This is a genomic window from Psychrobacter sp. P11F6 (assembly GCF_001435295.1).
GTDB lineage: Bacteria > Pseudomonadota > Gammaproteobacteria > Pseudomonadales > Moraxellaceae > Psychrobacter.
The window spans coordinates 2,357,973-2,371,348 of the sequence record NZ_CM003594.1; the positions used below are offsets into that span (position 1 = coordinate 2,357,973).

The following is a 13,376-nucleotide window of genomic DNA, read 5'->3' on the forward strand; positions in this document are numbered from 1 at the left end:
GCGACAGTTTTTGAAGCTGCCTGATATCGTGTCCTAATAACATCTCAAACGTTATACAATTAATGATAGTGCTTCACCAATCCCATTCCACTATAAAAAGGATCTCTCATGAGCGAATTGCAACTCTCTGACCGCGTCAACAACATCAAGCCATCGCCTACGCTAGCGATTACCAATAAAGCCAAAGAGCTAAAAGCAGCTGGTAAAGACATAATCGGTCTGGGTGCGGGTGAACCTGATTTTGATACGCCAGAGCACATCAAAAAAGCAGCAATCGATGCCATTAATGACGGTTTTACCAAATACACCGCTGTCGATGGTACGCCAGAGCTCAAAAAAGCCATCATTGAGAAGTTCAAACGTGATAACAACATCAGCTATGAGCCCAATGAAATCCTAGTATCGGTCGGTGGTAAACAATCATTTTTTAATCTTGCGCAAGCCTTTATCAATCCAGGTGATGAAGTCATCATTCCAGCACCTTACTGGGTCAGCTATCCTGACATGGTCATCATTGCAGAAGGTGTGCCAGTCATCGTCAAATGCCCCGCTGAGCAAGATTTCAAAATCACCGCTGAGCAGTTAGAAGACGCCATCACTGACAAAACTAAAATGCTGGTATTGAACAGCCCCTCTAACCCAACCGGTATGATTTACACGTTGGATGAGCTAACAGCAATCGCTGACGTGCTGAAAAAGCACCCACAAGTTTATGTCGTTTCAGATGATATGTATGAGCACATCCGCTGGACGGGTGATAAGTTCTACAATATTCTGAATGCCGCACCTGAGCTAAAAGAGCGGGCGATTATTTTAAATGGCGTGTCAAAAGCATATGCGATGACTGGCTGGCGTATTGGTTACGCTGGTGGCCCTGCCAAGCTGATTGGGGCGATGAAAAAAGTACAATCACAGTCAACCTCATGCCCAACATCGATCAGCCAAGTGGCTGCCGAAGCCGCTATCAGTGGTGATCAAAGCGTGCTCACGCCGATGGTAGAAGCCTTTGAAAAGCGTTGTGATCTAGTCGTTGATGGTTTGAACGAGATTAAAGGTATTACCTGCCTGCGTCCTGATGGCGCTTTCTACGTATATCCTGACATCAAACCACTCATCAAAGCCGCTGGTCTGTCATCATGTACTGAATTTTCAGCATGGCTGTTAGAGAAGGTTGGCGTAGCAGTGGTGCCTGGTGACGCCTTTGGTCTTGGTGGCTATATGCGCATCTCTTACGCGACTGATGAAGCAACGCTAAAAGACGCCTTATCACGTATCGAAAAAGCGGTAGCTGATTTAGACATTGCTGAATAATAAATAAACAGCCACTGTCTTAAAATTACTACGCTTAAGTATGTGCTTAAACATGTGCTTATAAACGAAGACGCCACCTATCCTCTATGTGGCGTCTTTTTTATTTATCTCGTGATTGATGGATTTTTTGGCAAAAAACGTCGAAAAACGCCTTATCCCCTTATTAAAATAATTATCTTTGATAATTATGCAAAAAAGGCTTGACGTATTTTTTATTTTTGCTAGAATACGCCCCACTTAGCAAGAACTCGTTAGAGGCTTCTAAGGCTCGTTGTAAGGTTTTAAATACTTGCAGCTTATTCTCCAATAGCTCAGTTGGTAGAGCAACGGACTGTTAATCCGTGTGTCCCTGGTTCGAGCCCAGGTTGGAGAGCCACATTTTAGTTGTAAGTTTCTTGAATTATCTTTAATTCAATTATGGCATTTGCCAAAACCCTCATCTCTTTGATGAGGGTTTTTTTATGGCTATTGTTTTTATTGGCATGAAGAAATTTATATAAAACTCAGTAGAAAAATAAGTAGCCAACGATATAACAATCGGGGCTGTCCTAACAGTTTCTATTTCAGCACAACGTATGCAGCTGAAATAAAAACTGTTAAAGAAGTTAGCATTTAAAGTAAGGAAAATAATTAAGGTAGGAAAATTGAGATATGTGCTTGCTCTTTGTTTTCTTGAATCACATTGTCGTATGCTGACAGCTGCTCATTCGAGAAACTATTGGTAAACTGCCACATGGTAGCAAATATCGCGGTCAACAACACTGCCATGACCGTGAGTATGACCCATAATGGCGTTTCGCTCGTGAGCGTGTGTTTGATTTGGTCGGGTATCGCCCAAAAAGGCGAAAACTCGTTCTTATTACCCCGTAGATGCTCAATTTCATCCCCTAAGCGTGAGATAAGATAACGAATTTTCTCTGGCGCCTCTAAACGATACTTCCCTTGAAAACCAAGTAGCATCGCATAGTGATAGACCTCCAGAGCAGGTAGACGCCTCTCTCCTTGCTCGCGTAGCCCATCTAAACGCTCAAAGAACTCATTACCAGCAATTTGTGAGCCAAATAAATCTAACTGCAAAGGATTTAGCTCCCAAGCATCTTTGAGAGTTTGAAACTCGGGCTCTTGCGAGGTCATGATGGTCTCATCAATCAACGCACAATACGCATACTTGGCTTCATGGATATCTTCTGACAGAAATCCTTTTTTGCGCGCATTCATCTCGAACTTATCTAAAAAATCATATATTTTTTGACGAAATTGTCGCGGCTCTGTACTGAAATAATGATTACGCAATAAAAACACCAAGTAAAAGCCGTCATACATGATGTCTACCAGCGACTGACTACTGATACGCTTATCTAGACCAGTTGCTGAGACCTTTGAAGCCACCTCGCCTGAATCTAACAACGAAGGTGCAGAACCCATTGAATTATTCCCTGACATGATTATTCCTAATGCTTATTATTTCAAATACTATTGAGGGCGTATCCTCAAAATGAGAGCGCGCCCTAGTGCATACTCATCTTGTAACCTCAGCACCTCTAGAGACAAAAAGAACTACTGTACGATAGCCATCAGCTCTATTTTTAAATCATCAAAGCCATTTGGCACATAAATACAGATAGATTCAGATTTGAGCATTTCGTCATATAGCTCGCCTACCGGTTCGATGGTGAAGTAGCTAAAGCCTGGTCTCACTGGTATCGCACTGGGTACTTGGCTGACATGTGAAATAGAAGAGCCTGGCAGCGCTGACAACACACGTTTCTCTACTGAGTCAGGCGTCGCAATTTTAAATCGGCGTGGTACGATATCGATGAGCTCGTGCATCGGCAATGATGAGCTAACAGACAGATACAGCTGTGAGCCACGCGTGATCTTGTCACTACTTAGCTCGCCTGTATAATAAGATGGCTTATTTTGACGTAATGGAATCGAGATAAAGTTACTGGCAATGACGGTATTGAGTAGCTCACGAATAATCAAAATGATACTAACAAATGAGTCATTGGCATTATCGTGATGATAAGAAGGTAAGTCGCCCACCTTATATAATGAGCTAAAAGTAGCCAATTGGCTGGCGACATTTAATAATGCTTCATAAAGGCGTTCTGGATGTAGTTTGGCATTATTATATAGATGACTGAGCTGAGAGTATGCGGTATTTAGCGTATGTAATAGCCAAAAAGAGGCAATATCTGAGGAGCGAAATTCCAGTAAGTCATTGTTAGACTGACGATGATGGTCATACAGTGACGTGGACTTGGTATTAATCATCGTCATCAAACGATATACGTGACCAATAAGCGCAGGGTTACTCGTAATATGCACACTTGGGACAATATAATCATCATCGACTTGATAGACGCCTTGAGTGGTACGCACGAGCTTGGCTACCAATAAGGACACGGTATCTTGGCTAGGCGCTTGCGCAGAATGGCTTAATTGCAAACTTGGCGACAGCTTAATCACGTCAATGACTGCTTCAGCCGCTTGGCTATATAGATCTTGTGCCTCAATAGCACCCCTTGCATAGCGTGCTGGGTTGTCACTACGATCCGTCTGTATATTGCTGCCGCCACTATGGACAATCTCTAAACTCAAAAATACGAAAATTTCATCGCCATTGTCTTGGGTATCTAAGGTAATGGCTTTCGGTAAGGTGTCGGTACGAGGCGCATGATATATCGTACCATCGGGCAATACCGCATAAATACTTTGAAAGCTTAGTAAATTGCTTTCCAAAAGTTGCTTATCAATCTGAACATCAGATACGCCATAAGCATAAGGATGCACCAGCATCATACTCAAAGCGCGTTGCGAGTCATGATAAGTGTCTTGAATCTGAAAATGTTGGGGTCGCAAAAACAACCCTTCTCCCCATAATACCCTGTGTTTACTCAAGACAATCTCCTAAGAACAGCTGACTAGTGGCTGCTGATAATATTTAAGTTTGGTGGTAAATGTAGGTGCCAGTGCTGGGTCAACACCTTCAGTAATGCTGACATCGCATCCACCAATATTGATCGCCAGTGGCGTATCAAAATTGAGACTGCCAAGTGGGATAAGAAACTGTGAGCGCTTTTTGGTATATCTCAGCCCCACTTTAATAGCGATAAAGCGCGCGTCTTGTGGAATGTTCACAGTCAGACTGCTCTCACGATTTGGGATAATACTGATCTCTTTGGCAGCCAGTGCTTCAATATCCGTAAACTGACTCTCCTCCTCCAAAAATGCGATATAGGCAGTACTTGCTGTGCCTACTTTGGTACGCCCTGCATTGGCATTAGTGGTGGGTTTGATATTTAGGGTAATCTGCTGACGCTTTAATTTTTCTTGCAATGCTTGCTGCTCAGCACTCATGGTCGCTAGCTGCTGTTGCTGCAGTTCTAGCTGTGCTTTTAGACTTTGCAAATCGGCACTATTTTTGCCATTATCAACGATATGGCTCATGGCATCTATAGTAGGAGTCTCGCCTGCCAATGCTGATACCTTGTCATTTGACTTGCTCAATTTATCAGTGCTGCATCCGGCGATCGCACCAGTTAGCAAGCAAGTGGCGGCGATTAATGATACTGGCAATGTCATACATTTATTCATACTTTCAGTTTACCTTAGCTTTTTATTATCATTATTGACTGGTCAAAATCTCAGCCATTTCTGGGCGACCGAGCACGCCTTTTTTGCGCAGCTCGACATGCCCAAGATCCATCATACGCCAATCACCACCCCACACAAGTCCGGCAGATTTGGCTACTTTACCATATAATTTATAGCCCCGCATTGCCCAAGGATCCTTTTCGCTTATGACAATTTTACCATTTCTGATAAAGGCGCTATCGCCCGCTAAACCAAACTGATGATAGCTCTTGTATGATCCTGCCTTCGTTACATGAGTCCCTTTTTTCAATAGTCTTGCTTGCCTTGCAGGGCTACGATAGCCTTCTAACAGCACCATGTCATAGCCATATTGATCACTCATTACTTTATACACAGTCAACAGCCGTTGGACGAAATCCGAGTTCATTTTTTGCCAATTACGGTCAGCATTTTTGATATTGATATGACCATTGTTTAGATGTGCAGCCAACATGTCACCTGAATAGCCAGTGCTATGATCTTGCGTGTCTAAGTCAGACAAGTCAGGCTCAGGGAGCATTAGCGGCCTATCAATCTGAGGTATATTTGTCTGATTATCCGGCCAATACCCTTCCTCTGTCTTGTCAGCTTGATAGCTTGCAATCTCAGCTTCTAGTTCAGCAAACAGCTCCTCTGGCGGAGGCGACGGCGGACGCAGACGCTCTCCTATGAGTAGTTGGCTGATTTGCAGATTTGTCGTGCTAGCCACGGTATCGTTGGCATGATAAACCTCCAGAGAATGATTAGTAATCAGGGCATAACACAATCCAACCGTTGCCATGACAATCAAAAAAGACAATGCCGATATCACTGGAATACGAGAAACATCTATGTCCGAAATAAAACGAATAAACTGCTTGATACGATAATGAAATGCTTTCTTTGGTGTCTTTATTGATGGACGCTTGAATTTTAGGCTAGACAATCGATGAAAAAACACCATTACCTTATCTAATAGTCGCCCACATAGCTGCCGATCAAAAAGCATGACCATCATGAGGATAGAGAGCAATGTAAAGACCGATACAGTCAAGTAAATCATAGGCAAGAGTCAGCGACAGTTGAGACGATAAAAACAAAATAATAATAAACAGGCGTTGATAATTACGATTTCGTCAGTATTATATAGACAAATCATCTCCTTTTAAAATAAAGCTAACTTAATTACACTAATTTTTATTTATTCCTATCCGTTAGCTTATTTATAGACAGCTTGAAAATACCATTTCATTATAAAAATTTACTTAATAATGCCTAAAAACCTCACTGGTTATCGAATTTATAGTTTAACAACATTTTCAAAGTGATTCCTATCATTACAACCGAATCATAAAAAAGACAAATAAAGTTAACTATTATAGTAAAAATAAGCTTATAGATATCACAAATTTGGATCGAAAAGCTTGTCTACATGGTAATAATCATAATAAAACCCAACAAATAGGGAGTTTAAATAAGTGGGCGCAAAAAAAATACTGTCATACGGCCGATCTGTTTTAGTCATGCTTTTGGTGTTGTATCTCATTTTGGTCTGGATGTACTTTAAAGACAATGCGCGACAGCTGACCTCATCTGGTTTATTACTATGGTTTGTTACCATCCCTTTATTGTTTCTTGGCTCTATCATGGCGCTCTCATGGTGGCAAAAAAAACTGGATAAACAAACAACCGATTCACCAGAGATACTTGATGGAACAGCAGATAAAACAGACGCTATTAAGCCGCCCAATACTTATCAGTTATTCATCTATAGCCGTGTCTGCCTACCAGAAGGAGACTGTTGGTCTGAGGTGGTGGACAATGATGCAGACCTAACCGTATTGAGCGAGGATATGACAGATATTGATGGTATGCCAATGTTGGTCAAACCGATTGCAAGACTCCCTGATGCAGCTGCCCTACCATATCCTAGTCTGTCTGATGCCTATTCAGCAGATTCAGAGTTTGACGACAGCTATTCAGACCATTATTTAGATTCGAACAGTAATTTAGACAGTAGTTTAGACAGTAGTTTAGACAGTAGTTTAGACAGTAGTTTAGACAGTAGTTTAGACAGTAGTTTAGACAGTAGTTTAGACAGCCATCTCGATGATGAGAGATTTACTGAACGTAAAGCTGCGTTAAATGATACTACCTTGCGTTTACAGGCATTAATTTATGAGCAGCTAGTCTTGAGCGAGGAGATGCTGTCTAGCCTTGCCGAACACTTTTACCAACATCACCAACAAGATACGACTCAGTCCAACGCAGCCATTCATATTCATCCCGAATGGCAGCAACATTATTTGGTGAGCGCCAACGAAGTAAGTAGTGAAAATAACAGCCGTAAAGAGAACGGTGATGACAAAATGACAGCAGCCTCTGCCGGTCATTTAGCCAATCTTCCTATCTATCTATGCTTACCTGCCAGCGCCGATTCAGCATTTTTGATCGCGACCATAAAAGAACAGTTAGCAACTTACGGTATTCCTGATACACGGATTGCTATTACGACCATCATAACTGACAGCACTGACGTCGCAAACACCGTAGCAAATAATGGCGCTAACAATAGCACCATTGCCACACCTACAGAATTCATCAATAGACATCTACTGCCTTTATCTAAATCAACTGCGCCTGATCTTTGCTTAATTATCATTGCAGATTCACAGATAAGTGAAGAATGGCTAGACACTCATTTGTATGCTGAGCAAATGACCAATGTCGTTCCAACTGAGGCGGGTGCGCTGTTGCTATTTTCGAATCAAGCGGCTCAAGAGCTACTCAATATTGACGCTAGTACCCGTATTTTATTAACGGAGATAGGTACAGCTCATCGCACTGAGCTTTTGAGTGATAATCGTCGCTATTTGAATCATTTAACGACTATCAAAAACCTATTAATAGACAATATTCTTTCACTGTCACCGACCGATACGACCACGCTAAAAACCCCTGATAAACAGACAGTAAAGCCCGCAAAAAAATCGTCTGACATCAATAGCAAAGAAAAATACAAGACTAATGTTGCTATAACAGACATGACCATTACCGCTATGTCTGACATTAATCCATTAAAGCAGCCCTATGACTTATCAACGTATATGAGCTTTCTTGAAGCATTTATAGCACAAGGCGCTCTGGTAAATGAACATCATTTAGGGCATTATATGCCATTGAATAATTGGTTGAAGCCATTTATCAGCTTATCGTTATTCATTGACTTAGCCAAAGAAGACCAACAAGAGTCAGACAGATCATTTTTAATTACTCAACATAAGCACTGCAATATGCTTTGGTTGCTAGACTCTTCTCAAGCATCTGAGTCGTAGTTTTAATGGTGCTTTGTCGTGGTAAATACTCGTTTTATTATCTTAAGTTCACACTAGGTAGCACGCATGTTTTCAAGGTTTTTTCATCTTATCTATAACCCAAGAGTATTATTGGCGCTGGGGCTCATAGTCGCCCTAGTCTTACTTTATGATTATGTGACTATTAAAACCTTTGTCATCATCATTGGTGTCCTAATCACATGTACGGTGCTGGGGGCGCTTGGCTATTACCTGTGGAAAAAACGTAAGCTTGCCTCCGATGAGCTGGCAAACTTAGTGGAGGATAATGGCAACGAGAGCCAAGGTGACGATAGCCCTCATGTGGCCAAAGATGAAAACGCTCAAGAAGTGCAGGCGCTACGTCAGCAAATGCAAGATGCCATTAAAACCATTCGCAAATCAAAGATAGGCGATCAAACAGGCAAAGCGGCGTTATATGAGCTGCCGTGGTATATGGTCATTGGTAATCCCGCGGCAGGCAAAAGCTCTGCAGTGCTACACTCTGGCTTAAAATTCCCCTTTATGGAGCAAGGTAACAAGCTATCCGTTAAAGGCGTCGGCGGTACACGTAACTGCGATTGGTTTTTTTCGACTGAAGGTATTTTGCTCGACACTGCAGGACGTTACTCCGTTTATGAAGAAGATCGCTCAGAATGGTTGTCATTTTTAAGCCTACTCAAAAAGAATCGACCTAAAGCACCGATCAATGGCATCATCATCGCGGTCAGTATCGCCGAACTCACCAAAAATGACCCAAACTATGCGTTGGATTTGGCCAAGAATCTGCGCAGCCGTGTGCAAGACTTAACTGAACAGTTAGAAGTCTATGCGCCTGTCTATGTGGTCTTTACTAAAATGGATTTGATTTCAGGCTTCCGTGACTTCTTTAATGACTATGAGCAAGAAGAGCGCAGTCAAGTATGGGGCGCGACCATCCCCTACCCTGAAGACCCAGAAAATATCAATATCACTGACGTATTCGAAGAGCATTTTGGTGTCTTGGTCAATGGTCTAAAAGATTTGAGCACCACTAAGCTATCCTTACGTCATCAGCGCACGGTATCTCCCAGTCTAATGACTTTCCCAATGGAATTTCAGTCATTACGTCCCATGATACGGACGCTGATGCATGCGTTGTTTGAGGACAACCCTTTCCAATTCAAGCCTATATTGCGTGGCTTTTACTTTACCAGCGCCTTACAGGACGGACAAGTTAGCAGCCAAATGACGTTGCAAATGGTACAAAATTACGATTTGCACCCACCTGCGATACCGCTCAATGCGCAGCAAGAAACCGCAGACAAGCCCTATTTTTTACAAGATCTATTTTCTAAAGTCATTTTAAAAGACAAGCATTTGGTCAAGCAGCATAAAAACCGACACAAGCGCAGTCATCGTGCGCTTGCGACGCTAGCTGCTGTCGTGACTTTATGTGCGGCTGTCGGTCTGTGGACATGGTCTTATGCCAATAATAAACAGCTCACTGAGCGTGTCGTGGCTGACTTACAGCAAGTCGCAGCGCTACAAAAAAATTCTAACGGTGATCTACAATCCCAGCTTGAGTCGCTCAATATTCTACAAAGTCGAATCGAGCAGCTTGAAGGCTATGAAGACGACAAGCCGCTGTCTTTGAGTTTTGGCCTCTATCAAGGCGATAAACTTAAGCAAAAATTGCTAGCAGAATATTATAACGGCATCAGCATCATCGTCTTAGCGCCAACCAAACAAAATATCGAAACGTTTTTGACCGAAGTAAATACCAATGCCGATCAATTAGAAGTCCGTACAGAAGACTCAAGCACTGATGACACCTCTGATGCTGCCGTTAATGATGCCTATATCCAGTCCGACCCCACAGACGTTGAAGATGCTTATAACGCGCTCAAAGCTTATCTCATGCTTGGCAATCATGACAATTTAGAGGCCAGTCATTTGAGTGATCAGATGACCCGTTTTTGGCGCAACTGGCTCGAAGCCAATCGCGCTGACATGCCGCGTGACAAGATGATTCGCCAAGCTGAGCGTATCTTGAGTTTTACCTTGGCTCATGTCGACGACCCCGCCTTTCCATTGATCCAAAATGACTTAGGGCTGATAGACAAAGCCCGCAGCAATTTATCCAAAGTTAGCAAAGGTCAACCTGCTCGTGAGCGTGTTTACTCTGAGATTAAAATGCGCGCATCTGCCCGCTTCCCATCGGTCACGGTTGCGCAGATTACGCAAAACAATGCTAATGAAGCACTGCTTGGTAGTTATGTCATTTCAGGCACTTTTACTAAAGAGGCATGGGAAGCTTTCGTCAGTGATGAGATTGATAAAGCTGCCACTACGAGAGTGGTCGCCGATGACTGGGTATTGGCCACCAGCAGCCAAGATGACCTTACCTTGACGGGTAGTCCTGAACAGATACGACAATATCTGGTCAATCGCTATAAGCAAGAATATACCAGTGAATGGAAACGTTTTTTATCTCAAGTGTATGTTCGGGATAGCACAGGCTTCGATGATCATGCGGTCTTATTAAATCAGCTGTCCAATGCCGCAGAGTCACCGTTAAAAACCCTGTTTGAGACAGTAGATCGCCAAACTCAATGGGACAATAAAGCGGCCAATCAAGCAGCTGGCAATGGTGGCGAATCTCGTCGCTCATTTGTCAATTGGTTTAAGCAAACCATCCTGCGTCAAAGCCCTGCTGAGCTACGACAAGCAGAAGCTGCGATGAATAATGGTGGTAGCTCTAGTAACGCCGCGCCTGTAGCACAAGCAAGCTCAGGTGTGATTGCTCAAGAATTCTCCTCTATACACGCGCTAGTAACGCCGAGAGAAGAAAATCAGGATCTGTCATTATTAGACAGCTATTTAGTCAGTTTAGGTGATATCAGAACCCGCTTTAACAATATCGCTCGTAGTGACGACATCGGCCCTGATGCCTTGTTGTTTGCCTCACAAACCCTTAGCCCCGAAGGCTCAGAGTTAACCAAATCTCTACAAATATTAGATGAGCAGATCCTGAGTCAAGCCAACTCTGAAATAAAACAACTGGTTCGTCCGTTGTTGAGTGAGCCACTGACTCGTTCATTTAACATGCTGCTGACGCCCACTAAAGCAGAGATTAATAAAGTTTGGAAAGCGCAGGTCTATAAGCCTTTCCTCGATAATTTAGGCAGTAAGTATCCCTTTACCGCCAATGCAAACTTAGAAGCGACGCCTGCAGAGATCGGTCAATTCTTCGGCGAAGATGGCTATGTGGCGCGATTCGTCAACGAAACGTTATCGCCCTTTATCATTCGCCGCGGCGATCAAATCTCCAGTAAAATCTGGAATGGTGCAGGTCTGGGTCTCAACCCGCAGTTTGTCGCTGATTTTGGCCGTTACTTTACCAATTATATGGGCAGCAATAGCACAGGCGCTGCTGGTGCGAATAATGCTGGTGGCGCTGCCAATCAAACCACTTTTCAAATTATGCCATTACCCGTCAGCGGTTTGACTGAATATACCATTGTAGTCGATGGTCAACAGTTGCGTTATCGCATGGGAACCCAAGCGTGGACAACGTTTGTATGGCCAAATCCAAGTAGCCAACCTGGTGCCAGTATTCGAGCCAAGGACTATGATGGCAGAGACTTTACTGTCTTTGAAGAAGCAGGCAGCTTTGGGGTAGAAAGGCTCATTAACAGTGCACGCCGTACTGAACTTGGCAATGATATCTTTGAGATGGCATGGTCTGGTGACGGTATCACTATCTCTGTACGCTTTAGAATCATCAGCGGCAGCGGCAGTAGTACCACTACCGGTCAAGGTCGTTCTACCAATCCCTTTACCGGCATGAAACTACCAGAGGAGGTTATTGCCCTTGGTGTCACACGTACAGCAAGGCCAATTTCTGATAATAATGCTGTTGATGGCGATACTCCCAATGCGGGTTCTGGCACCAATCAGCCAGTACCGACTGGCGAGCAAAATACAAGCAATGTCACGCCGCCAGCCCGCGTATCTACTGTAGTCCCTAATACCAATAGTGAAAATAGTCCACCAGTGCAACCGCCTACTGATACCACGACGGCTACTGATGATCGTTCAGCCGTGACTGAACAGCAGGAGCAAACGCCATGACTCCAGACTCCTTGCCTTTAGTATATTTTGGAAAATTGCCTGCTCGCGGGGACTTTGTCCGGGCGCGTGCTCATATCTCTGAGACTAATGCCATTGATGAATGGGTCAGCGAAGCGCTAGCCGTGTCGGAAAGTGTATTTAGCGGAATTCCGATAGACAATGTCAGTAATCATAACTTTGCCTTTTTAAACTTCAGTCATATCGATACTAGAGCTAATGAGATTATTACCGGTGTTTTGATCCCTAGTCACGATAGTAGCTATAGAAATTACCCATTGATAGGTTTTGGCGTGCTTCATCTCGATAAACCGAAAAACTGGATGAACTATCTGCCCGTCAAGTCATCAGCGCTTTGGAATGACACTTATGAAGTTTTAAGTATGGCCAAATCCAAAACTGACAATACCGATCTGATGGAGCATCTCAATCATAGCCAACTCAGCATCGATAATAATGCCAGTACTTACTACTATGATTTTATCAATACCACTACGTTGCATGATATAGCGATCTTAATGAACATCGATAAAGCGCAACTGATACAGCAAATCATTGCCACTGGCCTGTTGTTTTTACCGACCTTTACTAAGGGTTTCCATGGCTTGAATAAAGCCATCTGCTGGTCACTTACCTCTGATAGAGAAAACTCGATACACATGGCCACTTTTTGGCACGATCTCATCAATGGTTTTTATCAGCCACACCAGCTCTACTTGAATACCTACTTATATCGTGTCGCTAATTGCTATCGCCTGCTCATGAGTTTTACTAAACCCGATGGACGCATACTCAAGCAAATATCAGAAAGTGAAAAAAACTATCCTGAAGATTGGGTGGTCATCGCTCATAGCGACTGGACTCAAGGCTATATCGATGAAGACATTGGGTTGACCCGTTTCAATAAAGTATTGTTACAAGACAATTTATATCTGTATGATACTAGGCAATTGTTTAAAAAAACTTTTTTAGCACAATAAATAATAGCTCACGATAACTGCT

At 43.1% G+C, this 13,376-nt stretch carries 8 protein-coding genes and 1 tRNA gene; 5 read left to right on the forward strand and 4 right to left on the reverse strand.

The features are described from left to right. Positions 1 to 108 precede the first annotated feature (108 nt). Together AK822_RS09730 and AK822_RS09735 are read left to right on the forward strand one after the other, a co-directional pair. Positions 109 to 1,311 (forward strand): pyridoxal phosphate-dependent aminotransferase, encoded by a 1,203-nt coding sequence (locus tag AK822_RS09730; RefSeq protein ID WP_060491494.1) that lies wholly within the window; start codon positions 109 to 111, stop codon positions 1,309 to 1,311. A gap of 300 nt (positions 1,312 to 1,611) precedes the next feature. Then, positions 1,612 to 1,687: transfer RNA gene (locus tag AK822_RS09735), tRNA-Asn, on the forward strand. A gap of 254 nt (positions 1,688 to 1,941) precedes the next feature. Here AK822_RS09735 and icmH read toward each other — a convergent pair. The 4 genes from icmH to AK822_RS14695 form a co-directional block, all read right to left on the reverse strand. Further along, positions 1,942 to 2,754 (reverse strand): type IVB secretion system protein IcmH/DotU, encoded by an 813-nt coding sequence (gene icmH, locus AK822_RS09740; protein ID WP_060491495.1) that lies wholly within the window; start codon positions 2,752 to 2,754, stop codon positions 1,942 to 1,944. Positions 2,755 to 2,868: 114 nt separating this feature from the next. Next, the gene (gene tssK, locus AK822_RS09745) at positions 2,869 to 4,215 is read right to left on the reverse strand and encodes a type VI secretion system baseplate subunit TssK (protein ID WP_157292391.1); all 1,347 of its coding nucleotides are present in this window, start codon (positions 4,213 to 4,215) and stop codon (positions 2,869 to 2,871) included. Between the two features lie 9 nt (positions 4,216 to 4,224). Further along, on the reverse strand, positions 4,225 to 4,911 hold the full coding sequence (locus tag AK822_RS09750; RefSeq protein WP_060491497.1) for a hypothetical protein: 687 nt from the start codon (positions 4,909 to 4,911) through the stop codon (positions 4,225 to 4,227). A gap of 31 nt (positions 4,912 to 4,942) precedes the next feature. Further along, a complete protein-coding gene (locus tag AK822_RS14695) occupies positions 4,943 to 5,992 on the reverse strand; it encodes a M15 family metallopeptidase (RefSeq protein WP_228139009.1) in 1,050 nt (349 codons plus the stop codon). Between the two features lie 415 nt (positions 5,993 to 6,407). Here AK822_RS14695 and AK822_RS09760 point away from each other — a divergent pair, with 415 nt between their 5' ends. The 3 genes from AK822_RS09760 (at position 6,408) to tagF (ending at position 13,354) form a co-directional block, all read left to right on the forward strand. Continuing rightward, complete coding sequence (locus AK822_RS09760) at positions 6,408 to 8,264, forward strand: hypothetical protein (RefSeq protein WP_060491498.1); 1,857 nt, start codon at positions 6,408 to 6,410, stop codon at positions 8,262 to 8,264. A gap of 66 nt (positions 8,265 to 8,330) precedes the next feature. After that, positions 8,331 to 12,377: a type VI secretion system membrane subunit TssM gene (gene tssM / locus AK822_RS09765; RefSeq protein ID WP_060491499.1), complete on the forward strand. Its 4,047-nt coding sequence runs from the start codon at positions 8,331 to 8,333 to the stop codon at positions 12,375 to 12,377. Beyond that, complete coding sequence (gene tagF, locus AK822_RS09770) at positions 12,374 to 13,354, forward strand: type VI secretion system-associated protein TagF (RefSeq protein ID WP_060491500.1); 981 nt, start codon at positions 12,374 to 12,376, stop codon at positions 13,352 to 13,354. The genes tssM and tagF overlap by 4 nt, the downstream gene beginning before the upstream one ends. The last annotated feature ends 22 nt before the right edge of the window (positions 13,355 to 13,376 follow it).

What these genes read in the sequence shown, in the direction of transcription:
- AK822_RS09730 (WP_060491494.1), top strand. Translation starts at nt 109, where the DNA reads ATGAGCGAATTGCAACTCTCTGACCGCGTCAACAACATCAAGCCATCG.
- icmH (WP_060491495.1), bottom strand. Translation starts at nt 2,754, where the DNA reads ATGTCAGGGAATAATTCAATGGGTTCTGCACCTTCGTTGTTAGATTCA.
- AK822_RS09750 (WP_060491497.1), bottom strand. Translation starts at nt 4,911, where the DNA reads ATGAATAAATGTATGACATTGCCAGTATCATTAATCGCCGCCACTTGC.
- AK822_RS14695 (WP_228139009.1), bottom strand. Translation starts at nt 5,992, where the DNA reads ATGATTTACTTGACTGTATCGGTCTTTACATTGCTCTCTATCCTCATG.
- tssM (WP_060491499.1), top strand. Translation starts at nt 8,331, where the DNA reads ATGTTTTCAAGGTTTTTTCATCTTATCTATAACCCAAGAGTATTATTG.
- tagF (WP_060491500.1), top strand. Translation starts at nt 12,374, where the DNA reads ATGACTCCAGACTCCTTGCCTTTAGTATATTTTGGAAAATTGCCTGCT.